Here is a 15,915-nt window from a genome sequence, read left to right on the forward strand (position 1 = left end):
GCAGCAAATGCTGCCTGCGCGGAAGCGCCTGCATTCTGGCCACCCAAGGTGTGCGGCGAGTTCGTGATGTCCGGCTCAACCCGGTGCGGGCGGCGGCGATGCCACGCGTGACCAGCGCAGCCACGCCAGGTGCCCGGCCATCACCAACAGCGGTGGGCCAAAGCCGAGGAAGGCCAATGTCGAGATCTCCCCGTACTTGAAGGTGAAGTACAACGCGGCGGCGACCACGCCCAACGCAGCCAGCACGCCCAGCGCCAGGCCGGCCCAGGCGGCAACCGGTGATTGGCGCAGGCCGGCAACACCGCGCCACAGGAACAGCCCGCTCAGCCACAACCACGACAGCAGGCCGATGATCCCGGCCGACGACCACAGCAGCAACAGCGTGTGCTCGTCGCCCGTCAGGTACTTGCCGTCCCATACGACCATCAGCCCCAGCACGGCACCCGTACCGCCTGCTGCCACGGTGGGCAGGCCCACCAGCAGGCCGGCAATGGCCATCCCGCGCTTGTGCAGGCGCTCATCCATGCGTTCGGTGTCCTTCCATGGGCCACGTCATGCGCGGCGCTTGATCCACACCAGCATCGCCGCCGGCACCAGCATCGATGGGCCCAACAGCAACAGGGCGATGCCTTCGGCGTGGACCGTGATGCTCCACCACAGCGCCAGCCCCAGCGGGGGCACAGCGGCAAGACCGCCGGCCAGCAGCATCCACCACCAGAGGCGATGCACCTGCAGCCCGGCACGCCCCTGCAGCAGATACCCGGCGCTGAGCCACAACCAGGCCAGGCAGCCGGCAATGCCGGCCAGGCCCCACAGCGGCATCACCGTCACCGCGGCCAGCGTGCCATGGCCGAACTGGCCCAGCCCCGTCAGCAGCAGCATCGTCGCCGCGACACCGCCCACTGCCAGGCTGGGCAGGCCAAATGCCACCGCCAGGACGGCATACAGGTACTTGAGGCGGCGCTCATCCATGCGCGGGATTCCTGGTGACGGGGTCAGAGCCCTTCCCTGCGGGAAGGGATCCGACCCCGGCGGCGATCAGCCGTAAACCGGGTACTTGCGGCACTGCGCGCTGACGGCATCACGCACGCGGGCGATGACGGCATCATCGTTCGGCGCGTCCAGCACGTCGGCGATCCAGTTGGCCAGGTCCACGCAGTCCTGCTCGACGTAGCCACGGGTGGTCACGGCCGGGGTGCCAAGGCGCAGGCCCGAGGTCACGAACGGAGAACGCGGATCGTTCGGCACCGAGTTCTTGTTGACGGTGATGTGAGCCTTGCCCAGCGCAGCTTCCGCATCCTTGCCGGACACGTCCTTGCCGATCATGTCGACCAGCATCAGGTGGTTCTGAGTGCCACCGGAAACGATCTTGTAGCCGCGCGAGATCAGCGTGTTGGCCATCGCCTGGGCGTTCTTCACCACCTGCTGCTGGTAGGCCTTGAAGCCCGGTTCCAGCGCTTCCTTGAAGGCCACGGCCTTGCCGGCGATGACGTGCATCAGCGGACCGCCCTGGATGCCCGGGAACACGATCGACTGCAGCTTCTTGACCAGGTCTTCGTCGGCGCCCTTGGCGATGATGATGCCGCCACGCGGGCCGCGCAGGGTCTTGTGGGTGGTGGAGGTAACGACGTGGGCATGCTCCAGCGGGCTCGGGTAGACGCCAGCGGCGACCAGGCCGGCCACGTGGGCCATGTCCACGAACAGGTAGGCACCGACCTTGTCGGCGATGGCGCGGAAGCGCGCCCAGTCGATCACCTGCGAGTACGCCGAGAAGCCGGCGACGACCATCTTCGGCTTGTGCTCCAGGGCCAGGCGCTCGACTTCGTCGTAATCGATCAGGCCCTGGTCGTTGACGCCGTACTGCACGGCGTTGAACAGCTTGCCCGAGGCATTGACCTTGGCACCGTGGGTGAGGTGGCCGCCGTGGGCCAGGCTCATGCCGAGGATGGTGTCACCCGGCTGCAGCAGGGCGAAGTACACGGCCTGGTTGGCCTGCGAGCCGCTGTGCGGCTGCACGTTGGCGTAGTCCGCACCGAACAGCTGCTTGAGGCGGTCGATCGCCAGCTGCTCGGCGATGTCCACGTATTCGCAGCCACCGTAGTAGCGCTTGCCCGGGTAGCCTTCGGCGTACTTGTTGGTCAGCTGGCTGCCCTGGGCTTCCATCACCGCCGGGCTGGTGTAGTTCTCGCTGGCGATCAGCTCGACGTGGTCTTCCTGGCGCTGGGTCTCAGCGGCAATGGCCTTGGCCAGTTCGGGATCGTAGGTTTCGATGCGGACGTCACGCGGGAACATCGGGTACTCCAGCAGGCAGGGAAAGGGGTACGGCTCAGCCCCTGATTGTAGCCCCGCACCGGCCTGCCGGGGCCGAAAAGGCCGGGGCCGGCACTCCCGAAGGAATCCGGCCCCGTATGGTTTCCAGGGATGTTGTGGGATCAGGGCCCTTTCCGTTGGAAAGGGATCCGACCCCGGCCGCGATCCTCAGCGACTGTTGATGATGTAGTCGGCGATGATGCCGGTCGCCACCGCCACCAGCAGCATGTTGCCGCGGTCGTCGCGGATCCAGTGGTGCCCATACGGCGGGCGGCGCAGGTGGTAGCGCGGGTAGTCGTTCACCACATAGATCGGGCCGCGGTAGTAATCGCGGTAGCGGTGGCCGACCTTCCAGCCGTAGCCCGGGCCGTAGGCCGGGCGGTAGACCACGCGCGGCGGCGGCGGGGCCGGGCGGTAGTAGCGGTCGTGGTCGCGGTGCCAGTCGCGGCGGTCGCGCTCCCAGTCGCGGCGTGCCTCGCGGCGGTCGCGTTCCCAGTCACGGCGGTCCTGTCGCCATTCGCGGCGGTCCTCGCGCCACTCGCGGCGGTCATGGCCGCGACGGTGGTCGTTGTCGGCAAAGGCCGGGGCCACCGCGCCGAACGCCAGCACAGAGGCCACGGCGCCGGCCATTACTCGATTGATGCGCATGTCAGACCTCTGCTTGGGTGGTGGTGAGCCCATATTGCGCAACCGATCTGAACCGTTTCCGGCTGGAAACGCTTCCCGCTGCAGGACTGTGACGCAGTATTCAGCCCACGGCCAGCCCGACGGCGCCTGCCCGGCGCGGCCCGGAACCGGTTCCGGCTATAATTGGCGGTATTCCTTTCCAGTCTGTGCCCGCTGCCACAACGGGATGTTCCCGTGATGGGCCGGGCGCAGGGCCGCGCCTACGGAGACCTCATGTCCTCGCAATACATCTACACCATGAACCGCGTGTCCAAGGTGGTCCCGCCCAAGCGGCAGATCATCAAGGACATCTCGCTGTCCTTCTTCCCGGGCGCCAAGATCGGCCTGCTGGGCCTGAACGGCGCCGGCAAGTCCACCGTGCTGAAGATCATGGCCGGCGTGGACACCGATTTCGAGGGTGAAGCCCGCCCGCAGCCGGGCATCAAGGTCGGCTACCTGGCCCAGGAACCGGAACTGGACCCGAACAAGACCGTGCGCGAGTCGGTCGAGGAAGGCGTGGGTGAAGTGCTGCAGGCCCAGGCCGCGCTGGAGGCGGTGTACGCCGCCTACGCCGAAGAAGGTGCCGACTTCGACGCATTGGCCAAGGAGCAGGAGCGCCTGGAGGCGATCCTGGCCGCCGGTGATGCGCACACCCTGGAAAACCAGCTGGACGTGGCTGCCGATGCGCTGCGCCTGCCGCCCTGGGATGCCAAGATCGCCAACCTGTCCGGTGGTGAAAAGCGCCGCGTGGCACTGTGCCGCCTGCTGCTGCAGAAGCCGGACATGCTGCTGCTGGACGAACCGACCAACCACCTCGACGCCGAGTCGGTTGAATGGCTGGAGCAGTTCCTGGCGCGTTACACCGGCACCGTGGTGGCCGTCACCCATGATCGCTACTTCCTGGACAACGCCGCCGAGTGGATCCTGGAACTGGACCGCGGCCGCGGCATTCCGTGGAAGGGCAACTACACCGAATGGCTGGTGCAGAAGGATGAACGCCTGAAGCAGGAAGAAAACCAGGAAAAGGCCCGCCAGAAGGCGATCCAGAAGGAACTGGAGTGGTCGCGCCAGAACGCCAAGGGCGGCCGTTCCAAGGGCAAGGCCCGTCTGGCCCGCCTGGAAGAGCTGCAGTCGCAGGACTACCAGAAGCGCAACGAGACCAACGAAATCTTCATCCCGCCGGGCGAGCGCCTGGGCAACATGGTGATGGAGTTCAAGAACGTCTCCAAGAAGTTCGGCGACCGCCTGCTGATCGACAACCTGTCGATGCTGATTCCGCCGGGCGCGATCGTCGGCATCATCGGCCCGAACGGCGCCGGCAAGTCGACCCTGTTCAAGATGATCACCGGCCAGGAAAAGCCGGATTCGGGCGAGATCGTGATCGGTCCGACCGTGCAGCTGTCCTACGTGGACCAGAGCCGCGACAAGCTGGAAGGCAACCACAACGTCTTCCAGGAAATCGCCGGCGGCCTGGACATCCTCAACATCAACGGCATCGAGATCCAGTCGCGCGCCTACATCGGCCGCTTCAACTTCAAGGGCCAGGACCAGCAGAAGATGGTCGGTTCGCTGTCCGGTGGTGAGCGTGGCCGCCTGCACATGGCCAAGACCCTGCTGCAGGGTGGCAACGTGCTGCTGCTCGACGAACCGTCCAACGACCTGGACATCGAAACCCTGCGTGCACTGGAAGACGCGCTGCTGGAGTTCCCGGGCAACACCTTCGTGATCTCGCACGACCGCTGGTTCCTGGACCGCATCGCCACGCACATCATCGCTTTCGAAGGCGACTCGCACGTGGAGTTCTTCCAGGGCAACTACCGCGAGTACGAGGAAGACAAGAAGCGCCGGATGGGCGATGACGCTGCGCCGAAGCGCCTGCGCTTCAAGGCGCTGAAGTAAGGCAACCGGAAAGGCCGCGCTCGCGCGGCCTTTCTCCTTTCGGCAGGTCACCACCGTTGGTGGTGACGCTTTGAAGCGTACCGACCAACGGTCGGTACCCACCACCAACGGTCGGTACCCACGTTCTGCATTCGGGTAGGTCACGACCGTTGGTCGTGACACCTTATCGTCGCGAGAATCCCCATGTCCCTGTTCGAGCGCATGTTCCAGCTGCAGCAGCACGGCACCACCGTGCGTACCGAGCTGCTGGCCGGCATCACCACCTTCCTGACGATGTCCTACATCGTCTTCGTCAACCCGGAGATCCTCGGCACCACCGGCATGGATGCGGGTGCGGTGTTCGTGGCCACCTGCCTGGCCGCCGCGCTGGGTTCGGCGGTAATGGCGCTGGCGGCCAACTTCCCGGTCGGCATGGCACCGGGCATGGGCCTGAACGCGTTCTTCGCGTTCACCGTGGTCGGCGCTGCCGGCCTGCCGTGGCAGCAGGCGCTAGGGGCGGTGTTCATCTCCGGCCTGATGTTCCTGGTGCTGTCGCTGACCGGTGTGCGGGCATGGCTGGTGTCGGGCATTCCTTCGTCGCTGCGCTCGGCGATCGTGGCCGGCATCGGCCTGTTCCTGGCGATCATCGCACTGCAGAAATCCGGCGTGATCGTCGGCAACGAAGACACGCTGGTGGCGCTGGGCCCGTTGAACACGGCGCCGCCACTGCTGGCGCTGGCCGGTTTCCTGTTGATCGCAGTGCTGGAAGCACGCCGGATCCGCGGCGCGATCCTGATCGGCATCCTGGCGGTGACCGGTGCGGGCTGGGCATTGGGCGACGTGCAGTACCAGGGCCTGGTCTCGCTGCCGCCGAGCCTGGCCCCCACCTTCCTGCAGCTGGACCTGCCGGGCCTGCTGCACCATGACGGCGGTGCGCCGATCGCGGTGTTGCTGCAGGTAGTGCTGGTGTTCGTGCTGGTGGAAGTGTTCGATGCCACCGGCACCCTGTATGGCGTGGTCGGTCGCGCCGGACTGCTGAAGCTGCCGGGCGCGCAGAAGCGCTTCGGCCGCGCGTTGCTGGCCGACAGCACCGCCATCGTGGCCGGTTCGGTGCTCGGCACCAGCAGCACCACCGCTTTCGCTGAAAGCGCCTCGGGCGTGCAGGTGGGTGGCCGTACCGGCCTGACTGCGCTGGTCGTATCGGCGCTGTTCGTGGCCGCGCTGCTGTTCTCGCCGCTGGCGGCGATGGTGCCCAGCTATGCCACCGCACCGGCGCTGCTGTTCGTGGCCGGCCTGATGCTGCGCGAACTGGTGGAAGTGGACTGGAGCGACCTGACCGAATCGGTGCCGGCCGCACTGTGCGCGCTGGCGATGCCGTTCACCTACTCCATCGCGAATGGCCTGGCGTTTGGCTTCATCGCGTATGCGGCACTGAAGGCCGGCACCGGCCGCTGGCGCGAAGTGCATCCAGCGGTATGGCTGGTGGCGGTGCTGTTCACCCTGCGCTACGCGTTGGAGTAAGCACACGGTGGTGCCGGCCAGCGGCCGGCACCACCGGTCGCTGGGTTCACCTGCTGCGCACGGTGCTCTGGGATGATGCGGGCATGGTTGCGCCCGTTCTTCCCGCAGATCCGTCTTCGCCGTTGCGCCGCCGCCTGCTGCGCGCGGCCGTGCTGGCGCCGTTGGCCGGTACGCTCGCCACCCTGCCCGGCTGCTCGCTGCCGGTGCAGGTCGACGGCACCTTCCTGCAGCCCTGGCGCAGCCACCTGCAGTGGGGACTGGCCGACTGGCAGCGCTCGTTGAAGCTTGCACATACGCTGGGCTGCCGTCAGCTGGTGCTGCAATGGACCGGCATCGTCGGCGGCAGTGACGGCGACTGGTCACTGCCCGACGGCAGCCTGCAGCAGCTGTTCACCGCCGCCAGCGAGAACGACATCCGCATCCGCGTCGGACTGCCCTTCCAGCAACGCTGGTGGCAGGCGATCGGGGCCGACGATGCCACGCTGCAGGCGTTCCTCGCCGACAGCCTGGCGCATGCACGCCGCTGGTTGGCACAGGCGCCCTGGGCGCAGGTACCCGCCTTCGAGGGCTGGTACCTGCCCTACGAGCTGGAGCAGTACCACTGGGCCGATCCGGCCCGCCAGCAGTGGCTGGCGCAATGGCTGCACGGGCTGGCAGACGCCGCCCGCGCGCGCGGCGGTGACTGCGCGATCTCCTGCTACTTCAGCCGCCTGCAGACCGACGGCAACCTGGTCACGCTGTGGCAGGCGGTGCTGGCACAGGCCACGCTGCGGCCGATGGTGCAGGACGGCGTGGGCGTTGCCGGCGCCGGCAACGTGCAGCAGCTTCAGCCGTTGCTCGATCACTTCCACGCGCACGACATCGGCTTCGATGCGATCGTCGAGCTGTTCCGCGAACTGCCCGGCAGCGCCGCTGATGGCAGCGGGTTCAAGGGCGAGACTGCCGATGCCGCGCGGATCCAACGGCAGCTGGCGTGGGCACGCGACAGCGGCGCACAGCACGTGCTGGTCTATGCGCTGGAGCCGTGGCTGACCCAGGACACGCCGCAGGCGGCGGCGCTGCGGCGGCGGTGGGGGTTGCCTCAGTAATAGAGGATGGCGGTGGCGAACAGGCCCTTGGCGCGCTGCGTATCACCGCCACCGATCGCAAAGCGGTACTGCACGGTCAGGTCGAGGTAGGAACGCGGCGTGTTGTAGCGGTCCTCGCGGAACCAGTAGCGCACGCCCAGGCCCGGCCCCGCGCCAAGTGACCAGCTGCGCTGCGTATCGTTGAGCGCGAACGACTGCGACGGGAACAGCGGGTAACGGATGTCGCGCACGCGCGAGCGCTGGTCCAGCCAGTCCGCCCCCACCACCAGATACGGCGTGACCACCCAGTGGGCCTGCCCGGCGCCAAAGCGGAAGCTGCGTCCGGCGCGCAGTTCACCGGCCGCGAACCACTGTTCGCGATGCAGGCGCCCGCTGGCATCGCCGATCCGCCGCACCGGTATGCCGTTGGCATCGAGTGCATCGAGCGTGAAATGCGCGCTGTTGTCATCCCACGTGTAACCGCCCTGCGCGTAGCCGCTGACCATCCACCACTGGTTCACGTCGGTGCGCAGGTCGGTACCGTGGTAATAGCCGTAGGTCAGGTAGGACATCCAGCCACCGGAACCGCTGGCCAGGCGGTAGCGGGCCAGCGTGCTGGCTTCCAGTGGCGGGTTCAGGACCAGCTGCAGGCTGCACTGCACGGCCGCGGACGCGGGATAGACATCGCCCGTGCGGGTGGCGCTACCGAGAAACTGGCGGCGCTCGATGCCGGCGCTCAGGCCGGTCTGGCCGAAGGCGTAGCGCATGCCGAACGAGGCGATGGTGGACGGCCAGCCGGTGGTGGAACGCGAGCGGCTGAGACGGTCGGCGCGAGCACGTGCGTCGGGTGTCGATTCGCCGGTGCACGGGTCCACTGCGCGGATCGATTCGTAGGTGCCGCCCTCGTCGTACAGCGTGTTGAGCAGCCGGGTGTAGAGCTCCAGCGTGCCATGCTGGTCATTGAACGCCGGGGGCCGCCAGAACGCTTCCAGCGTGCTGAACACCGAATCGCCCGGCGTACTGATCGCCGCGCCGCCGACATTGGTCGCGGCCTGGCGCGCGCCGCGGAAGCCGGCCGAGGCGATCACGCCCCACTCGCGCGAATAGTTGGCGATGGCATTGCGCACGTTGTAGCGCTGATGCGCATCCAGAGGCAGCTCACCGGCGTCGGCGCGATCAATGGCGCTGCGCAGCAGCGACACCGCCTGCGGATGATCGCCGTTGGCCGCACTCGCGTACGCCTGGTCGATCACCACGCTCTTGGGTGCCTTGCCGGTGGCCTCAGCGGCACGGAAGTCGGCCAGTGCGCGCGCCGGTTCACGGGCCTTCTGGTTGAGGTAGCCGCGTTGCATCAGCGCCACCGCGTCATCAGGGTGTTGTGCCAGCGTCGCATCCAGGCGCAGCCGCGCTTCGTCCTGCTGGCTGCGGTTGCCTGCCGCCAGCGTGGTGGTCAGCAGGCCTTGCAGGTCTGCATCGTCCGGTGCGAGTTGCACTGCCTGCCTTGCCTCACCGATGGCCTCGGCAAAGTCCTGCCGTGCGTAGGCTGCATATGCGCGCTGTGCGGCACCACCGTCGCCCTGCAGGTCAGCCGGCATCAGCTCGCAGACAGTGCCGGTGCCATCCGACTGGCAATGCTGGAACGGCGCCGGATAGGCCTGCGCACTCATGCGCGGACGCTCGCGACTGGATCCGGTCGCCCTGGCGCGCTGCTCGATGCCCTGCTGCAGCAACTGCTGCGCGCGAGCATCGCCCACATCCGTGGGCAACGCCGCCTGCAGCGGCGCCAGCAGTGCAGCCGCACGTATGCGGTCCCCAGCGGCCAAGGCCGCATCCACGGCCAGCAGGCGCACGTTGCGCTGTTGCGTTGTGGACCCCGGCATGGCAAGCGCGGTGTCGAAGTCCTCATTGGCAAGCACGGTCTTGCCCTGGCGCTGGCGCAGATAACCGCGCATCACCCGGGCATTGAGATCGCCGCCGTCGGCCTGCAGTGCCTGGTCGGCGCTGCGCTCGGCGTCGGCCAGCTGCCCCTGCTGCAGCTGCGCGGTGATCAACAGCAACCGGTACGAAGCAACATCCGGCGCAAGCTCGACGGCGGCCCGCGCCTGCGCGACGGCCGCCGCATCGTTCTGCGTGGACAGCGACTGGTAGGCCTGCTGGGCCTGCAGCAGCGCGCGCTGGCGGGCCAGCGCCACGCGCCGCGCGTGCAGTTCCTCGACGTTCGGTGCGCCCAGCTGCAGCGCCGTGCCGATGGCCGCGTCGGCCAGTTCGGCCTGTTGCTGTGCCTCCAGCGCCGCCACCCACAGCATCGCCCAGGCGCCCTGCTTCGGCTGCTGGCGGAAGGCCTGCTCGGCCTTGCTGGCTGCTTCCCGCATGCGTCCGGCGTCATAGGCAGCATAGGCCTCGGTGGCCAGCGTGTAGGCCTGCTGCCTGGCGCGGTCTGCGCCGCTGCCGGCCGCGCGCGGTGGGGAGGGGGCGCGCCCGCCCCTGGCATCCGGGGGCGTGCTGCGCGCAGCGGTGGCAGCGGCCAGTGCCGGCAAGGCCGGATCCTTCAACCCGGCATCCAGTGCACGGCGCGCCTGCTGCTGCGCCTCCGCCGACCGGCCCAGTTTCTGCAACGCATAGATCTGCAGCAGGCGCAGCCGCACCACGTCCGGGCGCAACCGGACAGCTTCGCTGGACTGCTGGTAAGCCGCTTGATAGTCGCCGCGCTCGTAAGCGGCGAAGGCCTGCTCGGCGATGCGGTATGCAGCGCCGGACAACGGCAGCGGCGCATCGGCCTGCGCCAGCACCGGCGCGGCGGGCGTGGCCAGTGCCACGGCAATGACGGTGGACAGCAGCGTGGTCTTCATGCGGGCAAGGCTCCGGGAGGCGGCGACTGCAGCGCGGCCGCACGCCGGCGCTGCTCCTGCATGGCCTGGGCCACGGCCTCTTCGGTAGTGATGCCCTGCTTGACCAGGTAATCGCCAATGCGGCCATCGCGCTGCGGCTTGTACGCATCCAGTGCGATCTCGAAGCGCGCGTGGTCGATCAGGCGCATCTCCACCAGCAGGTCGCCCAGCAAGGGCACGTTGTCCAGCTGCCAGTGCTGGTCGCCGCCGATCAGGCGCAGGCCTGCGTTGATTTCGCTTTCGCGGGCGATGCTCTGTTCGATGTGCGCGCTGCGGGTTTCCTGCTTCAGCAACGCCAGCGCGTCTTCGGGCAATGGGCTGGCCACGGCCAGCCGCAGTGTCTGCTGCTGCCGCGGCGGTAGCGGCAGCATGCGCCACTGCACGCAGGCATCGGCGCTGACCGGGAATGAGCCCGCGCGCAGGTAGTCGACGTCGATGACCGCACGCGGCAGGTCGCCCTGGAAGGCGATGGCTTCGGCCAGGGTTTCATCATCCAGCCAGCCCTGGGTTAGCAGGATGCGGCCCAGCGGCTGCCGCCGGCCGGCATGCTGCTGCGCCAGCGCCTGCTGCAGCCGCTCCGGTTCCACCGCCTGCCAGGTGGTCAACAGCTCACCGAGCTGCTTGCGGGTCTGCACCAGCTGTGCCGCATCGGGGAAGTCGTGCATGGTCTTGTCCCAGACCATGCGCTTGCCGAACAGCAGGTAGGCCAGGAACACCTTCCATGCGCGGGCGGTGGCCATGAAGTTGATCATGTTGCCGACCACCATGCGCGGGATCGACATCAGCGCATGCTCCCAGCCGTACAAGCGGTTGACGAAGTAGAAGCGCTGCACGACGCGGGTCGCCAGCGCCGCCGTGGTCAGCAGCGCGACATTCATCTGCCAGGTACCGGCCTGGAACACGCTGGGGAACTGCATCGTCCACACCCCGGTCGCCTTCAACAGCCAGAACAGCAGCAACTGCAGGAAGATGAGGTAGGCGATGATGCTGACGAACGAGGTGATGATGCCCTTGCGATCGCGCGCCAACAGGTACTTGGTAGCCAGCGAACCGCGCCAGCCCAGCGACTCCCAGCTCTGCAGGCCGATGCCCAGCACCCAGCGCGCCTTCTGCCGGTACGAGGCGCGGAAGTTGTCGGGGAAGTACTCACGCACGCACAGTGCCATCTGCTGGGTGCGCTCGCGCACCGGCCCCCAGCCGAACCAAGACGGCCGGCGCACGCGGAACTGCACCGGGAAGCGGGCGAAGATCGACTGCATGCCCATGGCTGCCAGCCGCGCACCGACGTCGTAATCTTCGGTGAGGCTGTCGGTGTTGAAAGGCTGGTTGTCGGTCTGCGCGCTCAACGCCAGCAGCGCACGCCGCGAAAAGCAGGTGCCGACGCCGGCCGACGGCACCATGCCGGACACGCTCTCGCGCACCACCAGGTCCTTGGCGTGCCATTCGGCGAACTCGTCCATGTAGACACCGGCCACCAGTTCGTACCATTCGCGGTCCAGCGAGGTGACCGGCAGCTGGATCATGTCCTTGCGCGGCAGCAGGTAGTTGTAGAAGCGCAGTTCCATCGGGTGCAGCACGTCTTCGCTGTCGTGCAGGATCACCCCGGCGAACTCGATGTCGTGGCGCTTCTCGTAGTCGAAGATCGCCAGGATCAGCCAGTTCAGGCAGTCGGCCTTGCTGGTCGGTCCGTCATGCGGCACCTCCACGCGACGCAGGCGCTTGTAGCGACGGCGCATGCGCTCGACTTCGTCGATGGTCTGCTGGTCGTTGGGATAGGTGCCGACGAACACGACGTACTCGCGGTAGTCGAGCACGTTGATCATGTTCTCGACCATCTGCGCGATGACGTCGTACTCCATCCACGCCGGCACCATGATCGCCAGCGGCTGTTCCGGCCGCTGCAGCAGGTCTTCCTGGGTCAGCGGCCGGTACGCGTCGCGGCGCTTGACGGTCAGCGCGCGCCAGCTCTCGCGCACCCAGTACCAGACATCGATGAACAGATCATCGAGGCTGGAGATCAGGATCAGCACGGCCACCGCCGCCGCCGTGGTTTCGAGGGCGGCGTAGTAGTTGGCCAGCTGGATGTTCCAGAACAGACCGTCCACGGTGGATCAATGTCCTGCGTTGGCGGACTTGCGGCGGCGCACCTGAGTGACGCGGGCGGCCAGCAGCGCGAATACGATCACGCCGACCAGCAGCAGCAACCAGACCATGTGCCGTTCCCACTTCGATTGCGGATTGCCATCGTGCGCGAGGCGCGTGCCATAGGGATCCTGGCGGTCGAACTCGCGCACGACGTCAGTGCCGTCAAGCACGGCAAGATCGCCGCGCAGCAACCGGAACGGTGCGCTGATCGACGGTGCCTGTGCACCGAGGTCGCTGTAGAGAACGCCCAACTGGCCGCCGGACGATCCCACCTGCACCACCGCGGCGTGATCCAGGCCGCTGACATCCAGCAGCGGTTGCGACGTGCCACCGACCCGCAGGTGGCCGTCCTTCTGGCCGGCCACATCGACACCGCCCGGTGCAACGCCGAAGGCCAGCCATGGCGCGCCCGGGCTGACCGCGGCACCGGCATCGACCACCTTCAGTTCCGACGCCTCCGGCGAGGCGCCCACTGCACTGGCCACCGCGATGACCTTGCCCAGCGAGGCCGGTGCATCCTGCAGCCAGGCGCCGGGCACGAACACCTGGTTGCCGCGTGACAGCTGGCTGCTGGCACCGACGAAATCACTGCCCAGCGAGCGCCTGGCCAGGGTCAGGTGGCTGCTGGGCAGGATCGAGACTGGATAGCCGGTCGCCGGATCGTGGCAGTAGGGGCGTGCCGGTTGGCGCAGGAAGCTGACACGGATCTCGTTGCGCGCCGACAGCGCGTAGGCCGGTACCTTGGCCACCAGCCGTTGCGGTTGGCCGTTGGCCGACAGCACCTTGCCGCCCAGCAGGTAGTCGTTGAGGTAGATCGTGGCCACCGCGCCCTGACCCGCCGCATTGGGGGCCGCCGAGACATCGATCACCACTTGCTCGGGCAGGCGGCCATCGGCCGACAGCGTGCCCAGATCGAAGCTGGCGCTGCGGTCGGCGCGGGTCACCACATCCATGGTTCCGGCGATGTTTCCGAGCCGGCTCAGCAGTACCTGGTCACCGTCCAGTTTGGGCGTTCCTGCTGCGCTGACCTGCAGGCTGCGGCCCAGCGCATAGCTGCGCCACTGTTCGGCGAACAGTCCGGCCACCTTGCCCGCTGCCGCCGGGTCGACCACCAGCGTCGGACGGCCCGCAACGGCCACCACGCTGACCGAAGCGTTGGCGGCGGGCTTCTCCAGGCCGCTCATGTCAGTACCGCGCCACGCAGCAAACGCTGCGCCCGCATCGGTGCCCGCCGCGCCGACCTGTGCGGCCAGCGCATCCAGCGCCGCGCGTACGCCGGCGCGCAATGCCTCGCTGCCGATCATCACATCGGCGGCAAGCGGCCCGCTGTCACGCAACGACAGCAGCGCCCCCACTTCGGCCAGATCCTTGATCGCGTGCACGCGTTCGCCCGTAGCCAGCGCTGCATAGGCCGGCACGCCCTGCAGGCTGGCCGGGACGCTGATGCCGGCCAGGTCGACGCTGTCGCCGACCTTGGGCAGCGCCACCACCTGCACCTGCTTGCCGCCGGCCTGCAACGCGGTACCAATGCGCCAGGCGGCATCATAGGTTGGCGCCTGCAGCGCCTTGCCCTCCACCAGCAGGCGCACCCGCGGTGGCAGCGCGCCCCAGGCCTTGGCGACGGTATCCACGGCACGCCCATCGAAGCGGTAGCTGAAGCGCGAATCCGGCGACAACCGCAGCACATTGGCCGGCGCGCTCTGGTCGGCACATTGATAGTCGGACACGATCGACCACCAGCCGACACCGACCCGCACGAAGCCGTTCTGGCGGGGTTCGCCATCGATGGCCAGCAGCTGGCTGGCATCGCCCTGGGCATCGGTGATCGAACGCGCGGCGACCGGATCGCCATCCACCGACCACAGGCCTGAAGTGCGCCCGGCGTGGCCACGCACATAGCGCCCATCGAGCTGCAGCTGCGCATCGCGGGTGGCAACGCCGGCCGGCACCGGCAGGTAGACCTCGCGCTGGCTCTCCTGCCCACTGAGTACCAGCGGTTGGCGGAAGCCGAGTTCGCGCAGGGTCATCTGCCGGCTCACCGTGCTGTCGCCGCTCCATTCTGCGAACTGGCCGGCGACGCTGTCGGCGGCGTGGGCACTGCCAACCGCGCACGACAGGACGAACGCGGCGGCGGAAACAAACAGGGGACAGCGGCCGGTGTGGCTCATGGCGTCACTTCATGGAGAGGGTGGTAGGCGGCACCGCCGCTGCGGAGACCGGGCGAGAACTCGGGAAGAGGAGCGCCACGCAGGGCGGCGACGATGCGGGCGCTGGCGCGGCCATCGCCATAGGGACTGCCATCGGGGTCGAAACGGGTCGGCTGCGGTGGCTGTGCCAAGGCCGCATTGACCCCCTCGACGATGCGCGAGGGCGTGGTCCCGACCAGCGTCACCACACCGGCCTCGACCGCCTCCGGGCGCTCGGTGACGTCGCGCATCACCAGCACCGGCTTGGCCAATGCCGGCGCTTCTTCCTGCACGCCACCGGAGTCGGTGAGGATGACGTCGGCGCGCTGCATCAGGCGCACGAAGCGCAGGTAGTCCTGCGGCGGCACCAGGTGCACGTTGTCGAGGTTGCCCAGGTGTGCGTTGACCGGTGCCTGGACGTTCGGATTGAGGTGCACCGGGTACAGCACCTGCAGGTCCGGCCGCTGGGCCAGTTCGGCCAGCGCACGGCAGATGTCCTCGAAGCCCTGGCCGAAGCTCTCGCGGCGATGGCCGGTGACCAGCAGCAGGCGGCGCCCGGGGTCGAGCATGTGGAAGGGTTCGTCGGCCTGGGCACGCAGTGCCGGATCGGCATCCAGGCGCTGCACGGTCTGCTGCAGGGCATCGATGACGGTGTTGCCGGTGACCAGGATCTGACCGCCCAGATGCTCACGGGCCAGGTTGGCGCGCGAGCCGGGAGTGGGTGCATACAGCTGATGACCGACCACGTCGATCACCCGCCGGTTCATCTCCTCCGGCCATGGCCGGTTGATGTCGCCGGTGCGCAGGCCGGCCTCGACATGGCCGATCGGAATGCGGTGGTGGAACGCGGCCAGGGCGGCGGTCATCGCCGTGGTGGTATCGCCGTGCACCAGCACGCGATCCGGGCGGACCTGCGTGTAGAGCGCGTCAAGCCGCTCGAACAGCCTGGAGCACAGGCCATTGAGGGTCTGGTTGGGCACCATGACATCCAGGTCATGGTCGGCGGTGATCTCGAACAGCGACATCACCTGGTCGAGCATCGCCCGGTGCTGGCCGGTGATGCAGACCACCGATTCGATGTCCGCAGCCTCGGCCAGGGCGCGCACCAGCGGCCCCATCTTGATCGCTTCCGGTCGGGTGCCGAACACCGACAGGACCTTCACCGGGGTGCTCCGGAAGGACCGTACTGGAGAATGCCAGTAGCTGTAGCCACGTCTGGATCCTTTCGGCGTTCCCGCCCAATGCCCGCAGGCA

General features: G+C 68.0%; 11 protein-coding genes. 3 read left to right on the forward strand and 8 right to left on the reverse strand.

Annotation, left to right across the window (positions count from 1 at the left end; genetic code table 11):
* Nucleotides 1-75 precede the first annotated feature (75 nt).
* The 4 genes from AC5P7S_RS08225 to AC5P7S_RS08240 form a co-directional block, all read right to left on the reverse strand.
* Complete coding sequence (locus AC5P7S_RS08225) at nt 76-525, reverse strand: hypothetical protein (protein WP_095378072.1); 450 nt, start codon at nt 523-525, stop codon at nt 76-78.
* 27 nt (nt 526-552) lie between these two features.
* The gene (locus tag AC5P7S_RS08230; RefSeq protein WP_053498101.1) at nt 553-972 is read right to left on the reverse strand and encodes a hypothetical protein; all 420 of its coding nucleotides are present in this window, start codon (nt 970-972) and stop codon (nt 553-555) included.
* Between the two features lie 66 nt (nt 973-1,038).
* Entirely contained in the window at nt 1,039-2,292 is a 1,254-nt protein-coding gene (gene glyA / locus AC5P7S_RS08235) for a serine hydroxymethyltransferase (protein WP_005415251.1), read from the reverse strand.
* A 186-nt stretch (nt 2,293-2,478) separates the two neighbouring features.
* Entirely contained in the window at nt 2,479-2,958 is a 480-nt protein-coding gene (locus AC5P7S_RS08240; protein ID WP_095378073.1) for an RcnB family protein, read from the reverse strand.
* A 252-nt stretch (nt 2,959-3,210) separates the two neighbouring features.
* Between AC5P7S_RS08240 and ettA the strand changes: the two genes are divergently transcribed.
* The 3 genes from ettA to AC5P7S_RS08255 all read left to right on the forward strand — a co-directional run bounded on the left by ettA (nt 3,211) and on the right by AC5P7S_RS08255 (nt 7,463).
* Nucleotides 3,211-4,875: an energy-dependent translational throttle protein EttA gene (ettA, locus tag AC5P7S_RS08245; protein WP_005415249.1), complete on the forward strand. Its 1,665-nt coding sequence runs from the start codon at nt 3,211-3,213 to the stop codon at nt 4,873-4,875.
* A gap of 183 nt (nt 4,876-5,058) precedes the next feature.
* Nucleotides 5,059-6,375: an NCS2 family permease gene (locus tag AC5P7S_RS08250; RefSeq protein WP_095378074.1), complete on the forward strand. Its 1,317-nt coding sequence runs from the start codon at nt 5,059-5,061 to the stop codon at nt 6,373-6,375.
* 83 nt (nt 6,376-6,458) lie between these two features.
* The gene (locus tag AC5P7S_RS08255; protein WP_170944935.1) at nt 6,459-7,463 is read left to right on the forward strand and encodes a DUF4434 domain-containing protein; all 1,005 of its coding nucleotides are present in this window, start codon (nt 6,459-6,461) and stop codon (nt 7,461-7,463) included.
* Here the strand turns inward: AC5P7S_RS08255 and AC5P7S_RS08260 are convergent.
* The 4 genes from AC5P7S_RS08260 to wecB are packed head-to-tail and all read right to left on the reverse strand — an operon-like array spanning nt 7,457 to nt 15,824.
* Nucleotides 7,457-10,291 carry an NfrA family protein gene (locus AC5P7S_RS08260; RefSeq protein ID WP_495213620.1) on the reverse strand — a complete coding sequence of 945 codons (2,835 nt, stop codon included), beginning with the start codon at nt 10,289-10,291 and terminating at the stop codon, nt 7,457-7,459. The two genes, AC5P7S_RS08255 and AC5P7S_RS08260, sit on opposite strands and share 7 nt — an antisense overlap.
* Nucleotides 10,288-12,435, reverse strand: coding sequence for a glycosyl transferase family protein (locus AC5P7S_RS08265; protein ID WP_053498095.1), 2,148 nt, complete (start codon nt 12,433-12,435; stop codon nt 10,288-10,290). Before AC5P7S_RS08265 ends, AC5P7S_RS08260 begins: the two co-directional genes overlap by 4 nt.
* Before the next feature lie 6 nt (nt 12,436-12,441).
* On the reverse strand, nt 12,442-14,643 hold the full coding sequence (locus AC5P7S_RS08270) for a hypothetical protein (RefSeq protein ID WP_095378078.1): 2,202 nt from the start codon (nt 14,641-14,643) through the stop codon (nt 12,442-12,444).
* Nucleotides 14,640-15,824, reverse strand: a complete 1,185-nt coding sequence (gene wecB / locus AC5P7S_RS08275) for a non-hydrolyzing UDP-N-acetylglucosamine 2-epimerase (RefSeq protein WP_095378079.1) — start codon at nt 15,822-15,824, stop codon at nt 14,640-14,642. Before wecB ends, AC5P7S_RS08270 begins: the two co-directional genes overlap by 4 nt.
* Nucleotides 15,825-15,915: the final 91 nt, after the last annotated feature.

The sequence above is a fragment of the Stenotrophomonas sp. YJH_SMC_32 genome (genome assembly GCF_059369975.1).